Source organism: Spongiimicrobium sp. 3-5 (assembly GCF_046557915.1).
Lineage (GTDB): Bacteria > Bacteroidota > Bacteroidia > Flavobacteriales > Flavobacteriaceae > JBHEBG01.
This window is the reverse complement of the sequence record NZ_JBHEBG010000001.1, coordinates 1,093,497-1,114,331: the sequence shown is the minus strand read 5'-3', so window position 1 is coordinate 1,114,331 and position 20,835 is coordinate 1,093,497. Positions and strand designations below refer to the sequence as shown.

The following is a 20,835-nucleotide window of genomic DNA, read 5'->3' as shown; positions in this document are numbered from 1 at the left end:
CTGTTATACTATCGTTCCATTTTTTAAATACTTAGAAGGGAGAGCACACTGGATCCATATTTCCATTTGGAAATTCATCCTCCCCTGTGGGCTGCTCGCCTTTAAAATCCGTGAGTTTAGTTACATTGGATCCATCCGCATCCATCCTGTATAATTCTGGATGCCCGTCGCGGTGCGATTCAAACACGATGTACTTCTTATCATTGGACATGGATGGGTTGGTATCCGAGTTTGGACTACTTGTTAATCTAGTTTTTCCGGAACCATCCCGGTTCATGATATATATTTCGTAATTGCCATTTTGTGGTTCACCGTCCGTGTCCGTGGAATACAAAATTTGTTTGCTGTCCGGAGACCATGAAGGTACCTCGTCCAAGGCTCTGGTAAATGTTAGGCGTTGCATATTGGATCCATCCACAGCGTTGATCAAGTAAATTTCCGGGTCGTCCCGATCCCTATCGGATTCAAATGCAATTTGCAGACCATCTGGGGACCACGATATAAAGTTATTTGCACTGGCCGAGTGCGTGGGTACTGCAAAGGTTAGGCGGGTAGGGTTTAATCCCCATGTTTCTCCGCCTTCAATGTTCCGTCTCAATATTTCGCTACTTCCATTGCCAAAACGACTTGTATTAAATGCAATCATGGAGCCGTCCGGCGACCATTCTGGGGAGTTATCCTCTCCTGGGCTGTTCGTAATTCTTTTAACGGCCGTGCCATCCGCATTCATTATATATATTTCCAAATCGCCATCCCTGTCCGATACAAATGCTATTTGTGTGCCATCTGGTGACCAAGTGGCATCGCCATCGTAGGAACTATTGTTTGTCAGTCTTGTTTGATTGCTTCCATCCATATCCATGGTATAAATTTCTGCATTTCCGTCCCTGGTACTTGTAAAAAGGATTTTTGAATCTTGGACGCTATTTGCCATAACGGATTTCCCCATAACAAAACAGACCAAAAACAAAAATCTGCTTACAACGCTGTTTTTTAATGTGTTCATAATGATTCCTTTTAATAATTAGTTTTTATCGATTTATATACCCTTCATAAACTGCCTTGGCAATCATAATATCTTGCACCGCCACTCCGGTTAGGTCAACTATTGTAATCTGATCTTCGCCGGTTCTCTGTAAAGCTTTATTTTGTATCGCCGTACCCAGTTCTACTACTTTTGTTGCCGGAAGCAAGCCGTCTTTGAATGCTCTATATATTTCACCTCTGCTTTTACTTTGAGAAATACTGTCCGCAATGATCAAATCGGCCCTTTTAAAAAGTGTACTCTCCAATTCCTGTTTCCCAGGAGTATCGGCACCCACTGCCGTTATATGGGTGCCCGGCAGAATATCCGCCGCTCTTAATAGCGGTTCTTGCGCGGGAGTTGTTGTTACGATAACGTTACAATGTTTTGCTACCTCCGACGGATCTTCTGCTATATGAATGTCAAAATCCGCTTTCAGTTCGTCTTTGTATTGTAATGCTATCTCCTTGTTCCTGTCCCAAATCCATACCGTACGGCATGTGGTGCTTTTTTGAAGGAACTGCAGTTGTAACCTGCCTTGGATTCCGGTACCAATAATTCCGATGGCCTTAATATTTTTTGGGGCAAAATACTTAGCTGCCAATGCTCCTGCCGCTGCGGTACGTATGTTGGTGAGATGCCCGTCGTCCAATAAGACCGCTTTTGTCTCTCCAGTTTTTTGGCTGAACAAAAGCATCATTCCCTGGCTCGATGAAATTCCCATTGCCGTATTGCCATAAAAACCAGAGGCAATTTTAATGCAGAAATAGTCATCATCATTTATATAACCGTACTTAATATGGGTCTCCCCTTTAGGGTTATCAAAAAGTAACTCGGCAACAGGGGGTACCACCGTATTTCCGTTGCTGTACTGTACAAACCCTTCTTCCATAGCCGAAACCACATCGATGGATTTTACTATAGAAAATATCTCTTCTTTATTAATAATAATCGCCATATGTATTCACTATTGTTGTTAATAAAGGCATGCTTATTTTTTTTCCGGTCAATACCAGAACAACATGCTTCCCCCGGTATTTTTTACCCCTTAACAATGCCGCTACCGGAAGTGCTGCGGCAGGTTCTATTACGGATTGATGGTATTTTAAAACAAAGGCCACTGCCTTTTTTATGTCTTCCTCATCTAAAAGCTCAAATCCGGAAAGGTGCTTTTTACAAATTTCAAACGTCAACGCGTTTTCCTCTACTCCACCTGCGGAAGCATCTGCAATAGTTTCCTTTGTACTTGAGGGAACTATATGGCCGTTTTCAATGGAATCATACATTTCCGAAGCGTTTTTTGGTTGACAACCCACCACTGAAACGGTGTCATCTTCCGCAAAAAAAGTACTTAGACCAGACGCCAATCCACCGCCGCCTACCGGGGCCAAAACAACATCGAGTTGAGGCAATTGTTGTTTTATCTCCAAACCAAGAGTGCCCTGACCGATTATAATTTGCCTGTCATTATATGGGTGAATCAAAACACCTCCAACTTCACGGGCATGGGCAGTAGCTTTTGCTTCAGTTTCTCGACTGTTATCTCCAAAGAAAACTTTTTCCAAATCATAATGGGCTATGGCTTTGACCTTGGTTTCATTGGTTTTTTCGGGAAGAAACAAAGTACCCTTAAACTTAAATTTTTCGGCAGCATATCCGAATGCAGCCGCATGGTTTCCTGTTGAGGCCGCTACAAAGAGTTTTTCAAAATCCCTAGTTTGCAAGCTGATGATCTTATTGAGGACCCCGCGTATCTTAAAAGATCCCGTGCGTTGCAAGTGTTCCATTTTAAGATATACCTTGGCACCTGACAACTTGCTCAACGCCGGCGAAAACAACAACGGAGTCTTATCAATATCATTTTTGATATTTTGATAAGCGTTTGATATGTCCGAAGTTTTTATCATTGCGCCTTGGGGAAGTTTTGATCTATTTCTTTCGTAAATTCCAAAATCAATTGCACTACATTCTTATAAAATTTAGGGTCTATATTTTCAAAATCATCGGAAGGTTTATGGTAGTCCGGATGGTCCTCTTCACTAAAAGTGATATTCGGTATCATTTTTTTAAAAAACGGGCCATTGTCCGAGGAGTTCATCCAGAATGCCCTTGTAGAATCAGTAGGATCATCATGACCAAAGGAAACGTTTAGTTTACTATCGTGAGACACCTTATCAACCATGGATTTATACTCGGGATATTGAAAAGTACCAACCACATAAATTTCATTATTGCTATTTCTGCTGATCATATCCATGTTTATGTTCAATATTATATTTTGAAGTGGAATGGGAGAATGATCTACAAAATGAGTTGAGCCGTGCAATCCCAGTTCTTCGGCATCGAAGGCCGCAAAAATTATGGAATGTTCCGGGGGATTTTTTGAAAAATAACCGGCAAGCTCCATCAGTGCTGCCGTCCCAGACGCATTATCGTCCGCGCCGTTGTAAATGGTATCGTTCACCACACCCAAATGATCATAATGGGCGCTCATAACAATATATTGTTCGGTATGATTTGTCCCTTCTACAAAACCCACAATATTGGTTCCGGTTCTTTGCTTTTTGGTCTCTTCATCAATAAAAGTGAACGGTTGTTTGTAGTCATCATCAAATTTTCCCAACCCTATTTCCGTAAAATAAGAAGTGATCAGTTCTTGTGCCAACAAATTGTTTCCGGTAGCTCTACCACCAAAAGCGTCGGATGCTAATTTCTTTTGATTTTGAAGTAATTTTGAAGTGGCTGAAGTAACCACCTCATATTTTTCTATTTCACCTTCGGTCATCCAATGGATATCCTCTGCCGGGGCAGCTTCTAACGTATACCAGTAGAAATCCAAGGGTATGCCCATTACAGCATAATATTCCAAGTATTTTTTGTGTTCCTTATGATCACGCGGATAGTCCAGAGCGGCCATTTCACCTCCTCCCCATGAGTGTACTCCCAATTTGGCTGTTTGGTGTATCTTTCTTTTTTCGCCAGCTAAGAACATATCGGTACCCCCGGAAGCTACCATCCCATCTTTGGGAATGTAAGTGTCAACACCTTGTTTTCTTATTTCCTTGGATGCCGCCAAGTTTACCTCATCATCTATGGACCCGGGCACATCTACCATTACCAAGGTCGTAAGTTCCGGGTTATCTTGGAGCACTTCCTTGATATCATCTAAGGTTCCCGAGTAAATTACCCCTTTCATATAAACAGTATCTTTGGTTTCTTTATCCCCTTCAAAGTAAAATTCTGCCACCTGATCTCCTTCCAATCGCAACATTATCCTTTGCCCCCAGGTAGAACTATAGAGTATATCAGGGAAGTAAAACTGTACCCCCACAAAAATGATGGCTATTACGACTAGAGCAAGGACAATTTTTTTCATAATTGTTAATTGGTTTTCTTTTTTATTTTCTAGGCATCATTTCATTGCGCATTGCCGCATGATAAATAAACCCAGCTACTATAGCCGCATTACGTTTCATGGACGTTTCCTTTACCAAATCCGAAGTATCCGTGTTTACATGAAGTTGGTGACTGAAATAATAAAGCGGGTCGTAAATCCATTCAAAGGCAGGAATTTCCAAGGCATCAAAACCAAGATGATCTGTACAACAGGCATTCTGAATGGTAGTTGTGGCTGCCCCATATTCATGAAATGGTTTTAAATAAGCATCAAAAATGGGACGGATTTTTTTATTTCCTTGGGTAAAAATGCCACGTAGGTCATGTCCGTTTTGGTCCATATTAAAATAAACGGATATTTTAGATTGCTCCTCCTCATAAGTCCCCTCCACAATATCACCTACATATTTTTTTAAATATCCTAAAGATCCCTGAAGGCCTTCCTCTTCTCCATCCCATAGTGCTATCCGTATGGTTCTTCTAGGTTTTACGCCAATGGCCTTAAGAATTCTGACCGCTTCCATAATGGTGGCAGACCCAGCACCATTATCTGCTGCTCCTGTGCCTCCTACTTTAGAATCAAAATGGGCCCCTACCATTACAACTTCATCCTTCAAGTTGGGGTCTACTCCTCTTATTTCGCCCAAAATATTAACGTGATACTTCTTTTCAGTATTAAAAGTAGCATTCAAATGCAATTTCAACTTAGGAAGGTATCCCTTTTCAACAAGGGTCAATATCCTTTTATGCTGGTCTTTGGCGATAGAAAAATGAGGAACTGGTTTTATGTCCCCGATAGCGTTATAAGGCAAGGTATTGGCACTGACCACCCCCAGCCCATGATTGCTCGCCACAACTACCGCCGCCACCCCCTGATCTATTAAAAACTGATGAACCTCATCCGCTTCATTGGGTACCTTGGTCCGTTGCTCCTTTTTTGCCCTCAAATAATCCGCTAGCGGTTTTATACCACTATTATCCAAACCCTCCGGGTCATTGGCCAAATTACTTTCCGAGGCTTTTAGAAGCTGCTCTTCGGAGAATGGTTTTATACTTATATCATCCAGGGATTCATTGTTAGGGGATACAATAATCTTGTCCTTCAATTTTCCCTTAAGCTTTTTAAGTGCGGTAATATCTTCGGGGTCTACTAAAACAATTTCACTCTCAATGACTCCATTGGTGCCATTGCTCCAGATGTACGGCAAAGCATTTATGGTCATAAACGTTGGTTCCGTCATTTGTACAGAATACGATTCGTAATGCCAACCCCTTAAATCGGTCGGGTAATCGTCCAGTTTACTTTCCAAACCCCATTCTTGCAAACGATTTTTGGCCCATTTAGCCGCCTCATAGTACTGAGGGGAGCCTGTGACCCTAGGACCATATACGTCCGCAATGTAATTCAGGTTATCCATTGCGCTGGAGTTGTCCATCGCCTCTGCTTTGATCTTATTCACCATTTCGATATCTACTTGTTCCTTTGCATCGGCCTGGGCTATGGCGCATGAGGAAATAACCATACACACTAAAGACAAAATGATCAATCTCCTATATGTTTTCATCCGTTTTGTTTTTATTTATCATTCTTAACCTTTCGCATTATCAACGGCAATTGCCATATATCCAATGTGCTTATTTTATATCCTTTACACATCTAAAACCTGTATCCACATAACTGTTGGATTGTTCATCACTGGTACGTCTGGAACACCGCATCAATCCGGGCCTACCGTCCCACGAGTTTCCGCGCAATACTCTTCGTTCACTGGGCTGCTTATTGATCGGATCTTTTTCTCCACTTCTACTATAGTAATCGGGATCAAAATAATCCTGACACCATTCCCAGGCATTACCGCTCATATCGTATAAACCAAAAACGTTGGGTTTAAAAGAGCCTACGGGTGCAGAGAAGGTGTACCCATCATCATATCCTTTGGTATATGGCCATTTGGTAACCACTTTTATCAGGTTCTCATCGGATACGTTGGCTACTACTTCAGCGCCCAAGGATTCATTGCCCCAAGCATATCTATATCCTTTTGAGCCGCCACGGGCAGCATATTCCCACTCGGCCTCGGTGGGCAAACGCTTCCCTACCCATTGGGCATAGGCGTTGGCGTCGTTCCAACTTAAATGGGTAACGGGGTGGTTATCTTTTTTAGGTGTGTGCAAATTGCCCATCTCATCGAATCTCCAGTTAATTCCTGGTTTCATAACCCATTCCTCCCCTCCCCATGTGTAACCTCCATTATTCTTTTCGGCATCTGTAACATAATTGGTGGCGGCAACAAATTTTCTGAACTCCGCAATGGTAACTTCATGGGTATCCATATAAAAGGGGCTTACTTCAACGGCATGCACGGGCTTTTCCATATCCTGACCATTGGCATCGCCCATCATAAAAGACCCTCCAGGGATAAAAACCATACCCGCAGGGGCATGCTTTGTCTGGCATGTTGAGATAGAACTTATTGCAAAGATTCCTATCATCGTTATCAAAAATGTTCTCCTTGCGTTCATTGTTGTGTTATATTACTTGTTATGTTCAATCCTTCTCTTTTACTATTTTTCAACACTTAGATCAATGTGTCCAGGATGCTCCCGAATTTTCTGTTTCGCCTTCCGTAAAAGTGAGTTGTCTTTTATTTGTGCCATCAACATCCATACTGAATATTTCAAAATTTCCATCTGCCATGGAGTCATATGCAAGTTTTTTACCATCCCCGGACCATGCGGGAGATCCGCAGGGTGGATCAGCCACGGTAAGGACTGTTTTATTGGTGCCATCGGTATTTATGACCACAATAGCGAGGCCTCCATTTATATAGGATTGATATACTACCTGTTCTCCGGAGGGGGAAATTGAAGGGTTTTCATCGTTGGTCTCAAAATCTGTGATTTGTGTTTGATCCGTACCATCGGCGTTCATAATATAGATACCGTAGTTTAACCGTGCCTCTTCCTCGCCTGAAGGTGGGGGTTGTGCCCCTCGATTGGTTTGAAATGCAATTTTGGTCCCATCCTTGGTCCAGCTGGGTGTCTCATCGGTCGCGGCATTATCCGACAGATTTAATGCACCGGAACCATCCGAATTTATAAGGATAATCTCGGTATTGCCTTCCCTTGGGGCAAAAAAGGCAATTTTAGAGCCATCTGGAGACCATTTGGCGTAATTGCCGCCTTGTGTATTGGGTATTTGTTGTATATGAGACCCGTCTGCATCCATAACGTATATGGCCGCCTCACCACTTCTATCGGATTGAAACAAAATTTTGGACCCATCGGGAGACCAGGAAGGGAAACCATCGTAGTAGTTGTTCTCCGTTAATCGCTTTTCATTAGTGCCATCGGCGTGTATGGAATAAATCTCGCTATTGCCATCCCTGTTGGAATGAAAGACAATTTTTTGAATCTTCCCATTATTTGTAGGTGCTCCTTTAAAACTTGCCGGATTCCAGGTAGGTGCTATTTCTTCAAACTTGGTATTCGTAATTTTTACCCAGTTGTTGCCTTCCATGTCCATGGTGTACAAATGAGGCTTTTCTTCACCTGCTTTCATTCCCGTAAACAAGATTTTTGAACCGTTTGGTGCAACATTGATAAAACTCCCCATACCTTTATCAGTAACTTTCTTAAGATCGGATCCATCAACATTTATACTATATATTCCTCCACCGTCCAAGGTAGAATCAAAGAAGATTTTTGAACCATCAGCGGACCAAGTGGGGTACCCCTGATATGCTTCCATAGCGGTCAGCGGTGCATGGTCCGATCCATCTGCATTCATTTTGTAAATCTGTCTTCTTTCCCGGTTTTTTCCAGACTCCGTGGCAATAAGCCTTCCGTCAGGGGAAAAGTGGGGTGCTTCATCATCAAAATCGTTATGGGTTAATCGTGTCTGGTTAGAACCGTCGTGGTCCATTACATAGATTTCCGATGTTTTGCCATCCCTAAATGAAACGAAAACAATCTGCGATCCATCTGGAGACCATGATGAAGACACTTCATCTTCCGCAGTGTTGGTTAATTTCCTTTGATCGGTACCATCGTGGTTCATGGTGTAAATCTCAAAGTTTCCCGTTCTGTTGGATTCAAATACAATTTTTGAACCATCTGGGGAAAAGACAGGGTACGAATCTTCAGCAGGGTTATTTGTTAACCTTACGAGTTCGGTACCATCCAAGCGCATAGTATAAATTTCCGGATTACCATCGCGGTCCGAAAAGAAAGCGATTACAGGACTTGGCATAGCACTGTTGGCGATGGTTTTTTCTTCCTTATGGTTCTTACTGGAAACTTCCTTACAGGACAGAAATAACCACGGTCCCAGTAAAACAACCCATAACTTTGTTCTTGTAATTTTCATCTTTGTTCTTTTTAGAAACAATCAAACTACTTAGGACGAAGGGTGTCAAAAACTTCCGATAAAACAAAATCTCCGTACACCAAATCAACTATATTGATTAAGGTATACGGAGATTTTCCGTAGGTAATGCACTTATTTTTCCAATGTCTTCCTTAAGTTAAAAAATAAGTGGGGGGCGGTTAACCGCCAAAACATATAGTTAATTTATAGCTTCTATCTTTAAGTTCCAATATTTATTTAAAATCTTTTATTGTTTATTAATCTTTTAGCGCATCGGGTAACAACTCTTTTGGCCAATTTTGATAGCTAAAAGGTCTTACCCATCTTTTTATAGCTCCAAGGCCAACCGCGGTAAATCTAGAATCAGAGCATGCCGGATATGGCCCACCATGTGTCATAGCCCCGGTCACCTCTACTCCGGTAGGTACACCGTTAAAAATAATCCTACCCACTCTGTTTTGTAGGGCATCTATAATTCCTTCAAGATTTTCCAGCTCGCTCTCCTCTGCTAGTATAGTACCGGTCAACTGCCCTTCTAGACTGTTGATAACCGCAATTAATTCTTCTTCATCCTTACTTTTTACCACTAGTGAAAACGGCCCAAATACCTCTGTGTGCATTTTAGGATTGGCCAAAAAATCGGCCCCGGATGTTGCATTTATCTGGGAGGGGGCATAGTTTGGATCAATTGATTCTTCCAAGCGTCCTACCACGGAAACACCTTTCTGACCGGTAACGATATTTTCGTTCTGTACAAATCCGCTTTTAATACTCGGATGCAACATACATTGGGGATCAATAGCAACTGTTTTTGCCGCCAGGTCTTCAACAAAATCTTCTACACCTTCACTTTCCACGGTCAATATTAGTCCCGGATTGGTACAGAATTGCCCCGTTCCCAAGGTTATGGACCCTGCATAGGTAGACGCTATCTCTTCTGATCTGGCAGCTATTGCCTGTGGTGTAATTACCACGGGGTTTATACTACCCATCTCGGCGAAAACAGGAATGGGTTCTTCTCGCTGTGCGGCCAAATTATATAGCGCCCTCCCTCCAGAAATACTTCCGGTGAAGCCAACCGCCTTTACTTTGGGGTGTTTTACCAAAGCCGTACCTACAGTTCTTCCCCTACCGGTGATGTTAGAGAACACCCCATTGGGCATTCCGGTCCTTTCCGCAGCTTTAATAATTGCCGAGGCCACCAACTCGCCTGTACCGGAATGCATGGCATGGGATTTTACGATAACGGGACAGCCAGAAGCCAGCGCACTTGCCGTATCACCCCCTGCCGTAGAAAAAGCCAAAGGGAAATTACTGGCCGCAAAAACTACCACTGGCCCCAAGGGAATGGATGTTTTTCTGATATCGGGCTTTGGCAATGGCTGCCGGTCCGGTATTGCTTTATCGATGACATTATTCCGCCATTCTTCATTGGAAACCAATTCGGCGAAGGAACGCAGTTGAAATACTGTTCTTCCCCGCTCACCAACCGCTCTACCTTCGGGCAATCCCGATTCCAAACAAAACATTTGAATCAATTCATCTTCCAAAGCCAAAATTTCATCGGCAATAGCGTTTAAAAAATCTGCTCTTTGTTCCCCCGATGTCTTTTTAAATGTTTGAAAGGCAATAGCCGCCAAGTCCACCGCTTCATTAATTTCATCCTCGGTGGCCTCCATAAAAGCTGTTGGGTTTTCGATATTAAGTTTTGGATCCACGGTTCTATGTGAACTGACACCTTCACCAGACAATCTATTCCCTATATAGTTTTTTCCTGTAATCATTCTCTTCATTTCTTTTTTGGTTCACGCAAAGCATTTAACTTTATACAGGACCATCTTACCTATTTATACCACGGCGCTAAGGCTCTTATATTCCGGTAACACCGGTCTGTTCCTTAATCCATCCTCTATAATTTGCAACACACGTTTTCTTTCTTCTCCTGCCAAAGGCAACCTTGGGCCCCGAACGTTTTCCGTTCCTATACCAGTGGCCACCTCTGCCAATTTAATATTCTGTACCAATTTAGTGCTTATATCCAATTCCAATAAGGGAAGGAACCATCTGTATATCTCAATGGCTTCTTCAACCCTGTTCGATTTGGCCAAATTACATATGGCCACTGTTTCGGCAGGAAAGGCACATACCAAACCTGCCACCCAGCCGTCGGCTCCCATCAGTATACTTTCTAGCGCCAAAGTGTCCACTCCGCATAGGATTTGAAAACGATCTCCAAATCTATTTCGCATTCTAAGGACATTGGTAATATCTCTGGTAGATTCTTTAACGGCCTGTATATTTTTACATTCGGCCAATTCTGCGAACATATCCAATGTAACTTCAATACTATAATCTACCGGGTTGTTGTAAATCATGATCGGTAGGGTAGTGTTATTCGCCACCTCCTTAAAATAAGTGACGGTTTCCCTGTCATCTGCCTTGTATCGCATAGGTGGTAAAAGCATTAATCCCTTGGCGCCGTATGCCTCCGCTTTACGTGCCGCCTCAATGGCTCCTCGGGTAGATTGCTCTGCAATATTTATAATCACCGGTACTTTATCTTGCACCAGCTCTACTGTTCTTACTACTAAGGTTTTCTTTTCGTCATCGCTTAAAGTACTTGCTTCTCCCAAAGTTCCTCCAAGAATGATTCCGCTGACGCCCGCTTCGAGTTGTGCGTGTATGTTTACTTCAAAATTTTCCATATCCAGTTTATCATCATCGGTAAACTTGGTGGTTACTGCTGGCATAACGCCCTTCCATTCTATACTCATAATAAAGTTATTTTGAGTTGTAAAATTAATTAAAAACCAACTGCGATGATGATGGGTTTTTATCCACTAATTGTACTATATTATTCATTTTTTGTTGTTTAAGTTTTATTCCGAATAATATTTGCATATTTTTGAATGATGAAGGTCTTACCATTTAAGATACCAAAACCCGAAAATTCGGCCCTTGTCTATCAAGAGGATTATGAGGATTTCTTCTATGGAAGGTTGCACCAACACAGGGAAATTCAATTAAGTCTAATAGTAAAAGGCGAGGGTACCCTTGTCATTGGAGATTCTGTAAACGAGTTTAAGTCGGATGACATATTAATTATAGGTAGTAATCTTCCACATGTTTTTAAAAGTGATATCATGGAAGGGGAAAAGTCAATTATGATATCCCTTTTTTTTAGCAAGGATTCTTTCGGCAAGGAATTTTTTGAATTGAACGAATTTAGAACGCTCCTTCCCTTTTTTAAAAACAGTGCTTACGGTATTAAAGTAACATCCAATAAAATAGCCCTAAAACAGTTGTTCTTGAAATTTAAGAAAGCTTCTCAATTGGATCGTTTCATTATTTTTATTGAGATTCTTAGCCTTATCCGAAAATCGAAGTCGAAAAAATTGTCTTCCTTCGTATACCAAAAGAATTATACCAACAATGAAGGTAGACGAATGAGTGCGGTATTCGAATATACGATGGCTCATTTTGATGAAAGCATTAGTCTACAACAAATTGCAAATGTTGCCAACATGACTACCAACTCATTCTGCAAATATTTTAAACAACGCACCAATAAGACTTATTTTCAATTTTTGACAGAACTCAGAATAGACCATGCCTGTAAGCTTCTTAATAAGGATTTGACCATCTCGGAAATAGCCAAACTTTCTGGGTTTAACAATATTTCCAATTTCAACAGAAAATTTAAATTATTAAAGAAAACTTCTCCCTTACAGTATAGATTGATGCAGCTCCACTTTTCGAATGAATAAAAGGTTATGCATATCAATAGCAGATTTTTATCAAAGGATCCTCTTATTTATCGGTAGTCATTTAGATGAATATGGGCCGTATTCTTGGGTAATTTGCATGGTAGCTTCGTTAAGAATAAAGACCTTGTACTTTTCACCACCTGGATTTACCCGTATTACAATATGGCCACGCATACTTTTGTAATTGTCTTTAAACCATGGGCCATAGGTTACTAAAGTTTCTGGATGCATATTAGTGGCAAAGATGTCTCTTTCCTCCATTTTATCATCTTTGTAGATAAGTCGTTGGTATACCTCTTGCCCTGGGTGGTCCGAACACCAGGACTGCTGCACAACCACTTTAGGATCTAATGTCCTAACAAAAAATTCATTGGTGGCATCCCTATTGCTGTGGTGGTTCAGGGTAACAACCTCTACCTTACCAACCCCTTTGGCCATAGGCGTTTCCACATCAAACCAATAGGGTAATCCAAAACCTTGTAGGCCAGTATTATCTCCTCCCGTAAAATAGTCGAATTTCCCATAGCTGATCTTCAAAGCAAGACTTAAGGGGTTTTCATTATACCCTCCCTTATAAAAATCGGTCATTTCCGTGGCCTTAAAAAATTCAATGGTCTCATTGTTATGGCCCGTCCAAATAGTAGCATTGCTTTTTACGTTACGTACTTTAAAATTGGGATAACTTCTTTTATCATTCACCAAATATATTTGTGAATCGCTACCCACGTCCAACGCTTCCGCTGCAATTTTTTTGTTGGAGATTAAAGAAAGATAATTTTGAAAAAACTCATCTTCTGCAAGTTTCTTGCGAAGATCAAAAGGAAAATTTAAGTCGGGATAATTGCGGTCTATTATTTTTCTTACCGGAACCATTCTTGCCAAATCCGGTAGACTTCCGTAATGGTCACTGTGAAAGTGTGAGACCAATGCATAGTCTATCTGTGCCTTACTATCCTCAGAAGCCATGCGTTTGATGTAATTTGCAATCCACGCTGCGGCAGAAAGGGAATCGCTTGGAACAGTTGAAGTAGCTTTAAGCGGGGCATATTTTTCTTCAAATTTCCCTTTATCTATGATACCGGCATCAAACAACATGGTGGTACCATCAGGAAAAACCATAAAACTACAGTCTCCGTTTCCGGTGTTTATATGATGAATATCTAAATACCCTTCTTGCCATGGAGAAAACGCTTCGGTTATACCAATGGCTGTGGGGTTGGTTTCCTCTATAACCCGATTTTGAGCTTTGGAGTTGCAATTCAATTGAACACATGCCAAAATAACAAACATTAAAGTTTTTAATAGGGTATTCATGGATTGTAATTTTTTATAAGACATATTTAAAAAGCGCTTTTAGACAAACCTAAAGTCCATTAATTCGGATACATTATCTACTAAACCCTATACCAATGGTGATACTTTTTTTGCTATTAAATCAATAAGATTTCCAAAAGAGTATAATTAATGCGTATTTTGCCGTATTTTAAACCTACAAATCATAAGGGCTATGAAGCTTCATTTATTAGATAGAACCAATCTTAAGCACAGCTCATTTAGCGTTAGCCATAATAATTATCCTAATTTCATAAAAATATGGCACTATCATATAGAACTAGAACTGGCGTTTATTAAGAAAAGCGCAGGAACCCGTTTTATAGGAGACAGTATAGAAAAATTTACGGAGGGAGAGGTAATTTTAATTGGGGAGAACCTTCCACATATGTGGCTTAATGATGAAATTTATTTCCAAGAATCTTCTGGGCTGGGCGCAGAAGCCGTTGCGGTTCATTTTAAAAAGGAGTTTTTAGGGGAGGGTTTTTTGTTGGCACCAGAATTTACCATGATCCGAGACTTATTGGAAAAGGCTAAAAGAGGCATTAAGTTCTTGGGGTTAGACCAACAGGTTATGGAAGATATTGAAAGTTTGCTATATCTGGATCCATTCGCCAGAATGGTAAAATTTATTGAAATCCTGAATACCCTTGCCAAACACGATCACTATGAGCAATTAGCAAGTATTGGATACGTAAATTCTTTCTTGAAAACGGAAAACAAACGTTTACATAGGATTTATGAATATGTCTTTAAGAACTTCAAAAAGAGTATTCAGGCAAGTGATGTGGCCAACGAGATAGGTATGAACGCATCGGCCTTTAGCAGATTTTTTAAGCGTGTGCATCGGAAAACTTTTACAAGATATCTCAATGAAGTGCGTATTGGATATGCGTGCAGGCAACTGCTCGAAGATAAATACAATATTACGGCCATTGCCTACGAATCTGGTTTCAACAACATTTCAAATTTTAACCGGCAGTTTAAAACCATAATGGGTAAATCCCCGAGCATTTATGCTCAATTTCATGCCCAAAAATTAGAATTACAGATTTAATAGGCAAAAAAAGTATCGTTCTTTGCAGCTTATTAGGTGGTAATGTCGACGGTCAGTTGATAGTTTTGTTTTAAAACCTCCATTCTATGTCTCGCGTAACCTTAATTTCTGAAATTTTGGTAAAAGATGTTCGTTTTCCCACCAGTAAAACCATGGATGGTTCGGACGCCATGAATACAGACCCCAACTATTCGGCAGCATACGTAATATTAAAAACAGATCATCCGGAGGGCCATAGCGGGCATGGGCTAACTTTTACTATTGGTAGGGGCAATGAGCTATGTGTTGCAGCAATTAAATCCTTGTCCTATTTAATTGTAGGGAAGTCCTTGGAAAGTTTTACGGCCAACATGGGCGATTTTTGGAAAATGATCACTGGAGATAGTCAATTGAGATGGCTGGGGCCGGAAAAAGGTGTTATACATTTGGCAACTGGTGCTATAGTAAACGCTGTTTGGGATCTTTATGCCAAGGTAATGGGTAAACCACTTTGGCAATTACTGGCCGACATGAGTCCGGAAGAATTGGTTTCCTGCATAGATTTCACTTACATCACCGATGCCATAACACCTGTTGAGGCTTTGGAACTACTAAAAAGCAGAGAGTCCTCAAAACAGCAACGTATAGATAACCTGTTTAAAAGGGGTTATCCTGCTTATACCACATCCGCCGGATGGCTAGGGTATTCCGATGAAAAAATGAGACGATTATGTAGGGAGGCAAAGGTTTTAGGTTTTAAACATATGAAAATAAAGGTAGGCGCCAACCTTAAAGATGATATGCGAAGAGCGGCCATTATTCGGGAAGAGATAGGAGTCGACTTAAAATTGATGATGGACGCTAACCAGAAATGGGATGTGGACGAAGCTATTTCCAATATGCAAGAATTGAAAAAGTTTGACCCTTGGTGGATAGAAGAACCAACTAGTCCGGATGATATTCTAGGCCATGCAAAAATAGCCGAAGCAGTTCGTCCCATAAAAGTGGCCACCGGAGAACATTGTCAGAACCGCGTTATGTTTAAACAACTGATGCAAGCAAATGCTATAGACATTTGTCAAATAGATAGTTGTAGAGTTGGAGGAGTGAACGAAATTTTGGCCATCCTACTCATGGCAGCAAAATATAACATCCCCGTATGCCCGCATGCAGGGGGAGTTGGGCTTTGTGAGTATGTACAACACCTATCCATGATCGATTATATCGCAATAAGTGGTTCTAAAAAAAATAGAATAATAGAGTATGTGGATCATCTCCACGAACATTTTGTAAACCCTGTGATAATAGATGAAGGGGCTTATATGCCCCCTACATCGCCCGGCTACAGCATCACCATGAAGGAAAGTTCTTTAGAGCAGTATTGTTACCCTGAAGGTGCGCTCTGGCTGACAGAATTAACCCATAACCCTAAATAGAAACAGTATGAAAAAATTACTTGCAATAATTCTAATCGTTAATTGCCAAATTCTAATTGCACAAGAGAACTACATTCCGTCAAAAGAAAACCTAGAGGCAAGGACTTGGTTTCAGGATGCCAAATTCGGTATGTTTATCCATTGGGGCGTCTATAGTACTTTGGGAGATGCCGAATGGGTAATGCAAAATCAGGATATACCCATAGACAGGTACGAGTTATTACCCGCTTTTTTTAATCCGATCGCTTTTGATGCTGAAGAAATTGTAGCACTGGCCAAAGCCGCCGGAATGAAATACATTTCCATTACCACAAAACATCACGATGGTTTTGCCATGTACGATTCAAAGGTATCCGATTACAACATTGTAGCCGCAACGCCTTATGGAAAGGATATTTTTAGGATGTTGGAGCAAGAGTGCAAAAAACAAGGGATAAAGTTGTTTGCGTACTATTCGCAATTGGATTGGCACCATCCCGATTATTTTCCTCGTGGTTGGACAGGCAGAAAAACCGGAAGGCCAGAAGCTGGGGAATGGAACAACTATTTAAATTACCAGGATGCGCAAATAAAGGAACTTGCAGAAAACTATGATATCGCCGGTTTTTGGTTTGATGGATGGTGGGACCAGGCCCCAGATAAGAAAAACTGGCAGAAACGTGTGAAGTACCGTCTTGAAGGAATAGAATGGAATTTGGAAAAAACATATAAAATGATCCATGATGTAGACTCTAAACTACTGATCGGGAACAATCATCATGAACTGCCGTTCCCCGGGGAAGATTTTCAAATGTTCGAAAAAGACCTCCCAGGTAATAACACTACTGGTTTTGGAGGTGCAGAAATAGGAAGACTACCCTTAGAGACCTGTGAGACCATTAATCATTCGTGGGGTTTTAATTTGCAGGATGGAAAACATAAATCCGTTAAAGATCTTATTCTATATCTGGTAAAAGCGGCTGGTAACAATGCCAACTTTCTTCTAAATGTTGGCCCTATGCCCAATGGCGAAATCCAAAAAGAACATAAAGACCGGTTGAAAGCCATAGGCAAATGGCTCCAAACCAATGGTGAAACTATTTATGGAACCAGGCAGGGAGCAGTAAAGTTGGGTAACAAGATTGTATCTACCCAAAAGGGAGATACCATGTACTTACATCTTTTGGAATTGGAGGGAACCGAGGTAGTTATTCCTAATTTTAGTCAGAAAATTAAGAAAGTGTCTTTTTTTGGAAGCAAATCTCCGATACGCTTTAAACAAAGAAAAGGTGAATTAACGTTTTCAATACCTGAAAGTGAGCAAGATGAATTGGATACCATAATAGAAATTACATTAAAATAATGTCTGTTTTTAGTTTAGCAAATAAAACGGCGGTAATCACCGGAGGGGCAAGTGGAATAGGTTTGGCAATTTCCAAAACTTTTGCCAAGCAAGGCGCCGTTGTGCATGTATTGGAACTAAATTTGGAATTGGCGGAATCCGTTATTGAAGAAATCAGAGGTTCTGGTGGCATTGCCCATGCACATCAATGCGATGTTTCCAAACAAAAGAAGGTTATAGATGTTATCAAATCTATTGAGGCTCGGTCCGCCATCGACATTTTGGTCAATAATGCCGGTATTGCCCATGTTGGTAATATTGAAACTACCCAAGAAGCGGACATGGACAGATTATACCAAGTAAACATTAAAGGGGTCTACAACTGCATTTTGGCCTGTATTCAAGGAATGAAAAAAAATGGTGGTGTAATCATAAATATGGCTTCCATTGCTTCATCAGTAGGTATTTCCGACAGATTTGCCTATTCCATGACCAAGGGCGCCGTGCTTACGATGACCTATTCGGTAGCCAAGGATTATTTGGACCATGGAATACGCTGTAATAGTATTTCCCCGGCCCGCGTACACACACCTTTCGTAGATAATTTTATAAAGAAAAACTATCCTGGAAAAGAGGAGGAAATGTTTGCAAAGCTTTCTAAAACGCAGCCCCTGGGCAGAATGGGCAGACCACAAGAGGTGGCTAACTTGGCCCTTTACTTATGTTCGGAGGAGGCATCTTTTATAACAGGAACCGATTTTCCAATAGATGGAGGATTTATTAAACTTAATGGATAAATGAAGCTAATTAGATTTGGACCCGTAGGGAACGAAAAACCCGGTATTGAGCTTGCCAATGGCACGCGCATAAGTACTTGTGGTTTCGGACAAGATTATAATGAGAGTTTTTTTGAGAACAACGGATTAGAACGTTTGCAAAAATGGGTCGTTAAAAACGAAGCTGACTGCCCCGTATTAAATAAAACAGTGCGCCTGGGACCACCAACATGCCGTCCTTCAAAGATGATATGTGTTGGACTCAATTATGCACAACACGCCGCAGAGAGCGGCATGGAAATTCCCAAAGAACCCGTATTGTTCTTTAAGGCCACTTCCGCTATTGTAGGTCCTTATGATGATTTAATTATTCCTCGGGGAAGCAAAAAAACCGATTGGGAAGTAGAACTGGCGATCGTTATAGGCAAAAAAGCATCCTATGTTACCAATAAGGAAGCCATGGGGTACGTTGCCGGTTATGTATTGCATAATGATTATAGCGAAAGGGAGTATCAACTAGAACGTGAAGGGCAATGGGTAAAGGGCAAAAGCTGCGATACGTTTGCACCTATGGGGCCTTTTATGGCTACCAAGGATGAAATAAAGGACCCCCATAACCTTAACTTATGGCTTAAGGTAAACGGCAAAACCATGCAACAGAGCAATACTTCCGATTTTGTTTTCGGAATCCCTAAGCTGATAAGCTATATCAGTGAATTTATGACCCTCCTCCCTGGTGATATCATTTCTACCGGGACACCATTCGGTGTAGGTCTGGGATTAGACCCACCTAAGTACTTAAAAGCAGGGGATGTGGTAGAGTTGGGTATCGATGGTTTAGGCAGTTCTAAACAGTTGGCCAAGGCCTACGATTAAATTATGGACCATGATCTTAAGTAAACAGAACGGTTTTTTTTGTGCGTTGTTCACGGTCTTGGGAATGGTAGGATGCAAAGACCAGCCAACTTCCAATACTTCCAAAATAGCGGCCGAGGACAGACCCAATATTGTTTTACTTCTAACGGACGACCAAAGCTATAAAGCATTGCGCGCTTTGGGCAACAATGAAATAAGAACTCCGGCTATGGACAATCTTGCCGATAATGGAGTTACTTTCACCAATACCTATAATATGGGTGGGTGGAACGGTGCCATTTGCGTTGCTTCCAGAGCCATGATCATTAGTGGCCGATCTATATGGAGAGCCCAACAAATTTCTAACAACTATGCGAAGAACCAGCAGACAGAAAAAACGTGGCCAAAATTGATGGAAAGTGCAGGTTATGATACCTATATGACCGGAAAATGGCATGTGCAGGTTCCTCCAGACAGTATTTTTAACAATGTCAAAAGTGTACTTAGGGGTATGCCTTGGGATACCCCTGAAGGATATCATAGACCAAGAAATGTTAATGATACCCTTTGGCAGCCTTGGAAAAAAGAATTTGGGGGTTTTTGGAAAGGCGGTAAGCACTGGAGTGAATTGGTAAGGGACGATGCCTTGGCGTTCATTGATAGTGCATCGCAGAAGCAAAATCCATTTTTTATGTACATTGCCTTTAACGCACCCCATGATCCCAGACAGTCCCCGAAAGAATATGTGGAACAATACCCATTAGATAGTATGGAGGTTCCTAAAAGTTTTTTGCCACAATACCCATTTGCAGAGGAAATGGGTGCAGGCAAGGATCTTAGAGATGAAAAATTGGCGCCATTTCCTAGGACCAAATATGCCGTTAAGGTAAACCGACAAGAATATTATGCCATAACCACCCACTTGGATGATCAAATCAAGAAGATCATGGACGCTCTTCAAAGAAAGGGGCTCAATAAAAATACCTATGTCTTCTTTACTTCCGACCATGGATTGGCCATCGGAGAGCATGGACTTATGGGGAAACAAAACATGTTCGACCATAGTATAAGAGTACCGTTTATTCTTGTAGGACCAGATTTGCCCAAGGGTAAAAAAGTAGCGGCTGATATTTATTTGCAAGATGCAATGGCCACTGCTTTGGACATCGCCGGTATTGAAAAGCCCTCGTATTTAGAATTCAACAGCGTAATGGACCTTGCCAAAGGAAAGAGGATCAAAAGTCATTATAAGGCCATTTACGGTTGCTATGAAAAGGAATCCCAACGGATGATACGAAAAAATGGGTTTAAACTAATCATCTATCCAAGGGCTCAAAAAGTACTATTGTATAATCTTGAAAAGGATCCGCTGGAACTGAACAATATAGCCTCAGAATCAGAGCAATCCGAAAGGTTAAAGGCACTTTTTAAAGACCTTTTGAACTTACAACAAGATATGGGAGATTCGTTAGACCTAACTTCGATGTACGAAAAATTGTTTGAAACAAACACCATCTAAACGT

General features: G+C 41.2%; 17 protein-coding genes. 7 read left to right on the top strand and 10 right to left on the bottom strand.

Features of this window, described 5'->3' with window-relative positions:
- Positions 1-31 precede the first annotated feature (31 nt).
- The 9 genes from ACEQ81_RS04985 to ACEQ81_RS04945 form a co-directional block, all read right to left on the bottom strand.
- On the bottom strand, positions 32-1,006 hold the full coding sequence (locus tag ACEQ81_RS04985) for a TolB family protein (RefSeq protein ID WP_411029743.1): 975 nt from the start codon (positions 1,004-1,006) through the stop codon (positions 32-34).
- Between the two features lie 25 nt (positions 1,007-1,031).
- Positions 1,032-1,982, bottom strand: a complete 951-nt coding sequence (locus ACEQ81_RS04980; RefSeq protein ID WP_411029742.1) for a hypothetical protein — start codon at positions 1,980-1,982, stop codon at positions 1,032-1,034.
- Positions 1,966-2,931, bottom strand: a complete 966-nt coding sequence (locus ACEQ81_RS04975; RefSeq protein ID WP_411029741.1) for a pyridoxal-phosphate dependent enzyme — start codon at positions 2,929-2,931, stop codon at positions 1,966-1,968. Before ACEQ81_RS04975 ends, ACEQ81_RS04980 begins: the two co-directional genes overlap by 17 nt.
- Positions 2,928-4,400 carry a M28 family peptidase gene (locus tag ACEQ81_RS04970; RefSeq protein ID WP_411029740.1) on the bottom strand — a complete coding sequence of 491 codons (1,473 nt, stop codon included), beginning with the start codon at positions 4,398-4,400 and terminating at the stop codon, positions 2,928-2,930. The genes ACEQ81_RS04975 and ACEQ81_RS04970 overlap by 4 nt, the downstream gene beginning before the upstream one ends.
- 22 nt (positions 4,401-4,422) lie before the next feature.
- Positions 4,423-5,985 carry a M20/M25/M40 family metallo-hydrolase gene (locus ACEQ81_RS04965; RefSeq protein WP_411029739.1) on the bottom strand — a complete coding sequence of 521 codons (1,563 nt, stop codon included), beginning with the start codon at positions 5,983-5,985 and terminating at the stop codon, positions 4,423-4,425.
- Positions 5,986-6,055: 70 nt separating this feature from the next.
- A complete protein-coding gene (locus tag ACEQ81_RS04960) occupies positions 6,056-6,943 on the bottom strand; it encodes a formylglycine-generating enzyme family protein (RefSeq protein ID WP_411029738.1) in 888 nt (295 codons plus the stop codon).
- Between the two features lie 61 nt (positions 6,944-7,004).
- A complete protein-coding gene (locus tag ACEQ81_RS04955) occupies positions 7,005-8,789 on the bottom strand; it encodes a DUF5050 domain-containing protein (RefSeq protein ID WP_411029737.1) in 1,785 nt (594 codons plus the stop codon).
- Between the two features lie 257 nt (positions 8,790-9,046).
- Entirely contained in the window at positions 9,047-10,573 is a 1,527-nt protein-coding gene (locus ACEQ81_RS04950) for an aldehyde dehydrogenase (NADP(+)) (RefSeq protein WP_411030374.1), read from the bottom strand.
- Between the two features lie 63 nt (positions 10,574-10,636).
- On the bottom strand, positions 10,637-11,563 hold the full coding sequence (locus ACEQ81_RS04945) for a dihydrodipicolinate synthase family protein (protein ID WP_411029736.1): 927 nt from the start codon (positions 11,561-11,563) through the stop codon (positions 10,637-10,639).
- Positions 11,564-11,698: 135 nt separating this feature from the next.
- On the opposite strand from ACEQ81_RS04945, the gene ACEQ81_RS04940 reads away from it, so the two are divergent.
- Positions 11,699-12,556, top strand: coding sequence for an AraC family transcriptional regulator (locus ACEQ81_RS04940; protein ID WP_411029735.1), 858 nt, complete (start codon positions 11,699-11,701; stop codon positions 12,554-12,556).
- A 57-nt stretch (positions 12,557-12,613) separates the two neighbouring features.
- Here the strand turns inward: ACEQ81_RS04940 and ACEQ81_RS04935 are convergent, their stop codons facing one another.
- A complete protein-coding gene (locus ACEQ81_RS04935) occupies positions 12,614-13,870 on the bottom strand; it encodes a ComEC/Rec2 family competence protein (protein WP_411029734.1) in 1,257 nt (418 codons plus the stop codon).
- A 193-nt stretch (positions 13,871-14,063) separates the two neighbouring features.
- On the opposite strand from ACEQ81_RS04935, the gene ACEQ81_RS04930 reads away from it, so the two are divergent.
- From ACEQ81_RS04930 to ACEQ81_RS04905, 6 genes are all read left to right on the top strand, one after another.
- Positions 14,064-14,945: an AraC family transcriptional regulator gene (locus ACEQ81_RS04930; protein ID WP_411029733.1), complete on the top strand. Its 882-nt coding sequence runs from the start codon at positions 14,064-14,066 to the stop codon at positions 14,943-14,945.
- Positions 14,946-15,031: 86 nt separating this feature from the next.
- Positions 15,032-16,360, top strand: coding sequence for an L-fuconate dehydratase (locus tag ACEQ81_RS04925; RefSeq protein ID WP_411029732.1), 1,329 nt, complete (start codon positions 15,032-15,034; stop codon positions 16,358-16,360).
- 7 nt (positions 16,361-16,367) lie between these two features.
- Positions 16,368-17,702, top strand: coding sequence for an alpha-L-fucosidase (locus ACEQ81_RS04920; protein ID WP_411029731.1), 1,335 nt, complete (start codon positions 16,368-16,370; stop codon positions 17,700-17,702).
- Positions 17,702-18,478, top strand: a complete 777-nt coding sequence (locus tag ACEQ81_RS04915) for an SDR family NAD(P)-dependent oxidoreductase (protein WP_411029730.1) — start codon at positions 17,702-17,704, stop codon at positions 18,476-18,478. Before ACEQ81_RS04920 ends, ACEQ81_RS04915 begins: the two co-directional genes overlap by 1 nt.
- A complete protein-coding gene (locus tag ACEQ81_RS04910) occupies positions 18,479-19,333 on the top strand; it encodes a fumarylacetoacetate hydrolase family protein (protein ID WP_411029729.1) in 855 nt (284 codons plus the stop codon).
- A 10-nt stretch (positions 19,334-19,343) separates the two neighbouring features.
- The gene (locus ACEQ81_RS04905; RefSeq protein ID WP_411029728.1) at positions 19,344-20,831 is read left to right on the top strand and encodes a sulfatase-like hydrolase/transferase; all 1,488 of its coding nucleotides are present in this window, start codon (positions 19,344-19,346) and stop codon (positions 20,829-20,831) included.
- The last annotated feature ends 4 nt before the right edge of the window (positions 20,832-20,835 follow it).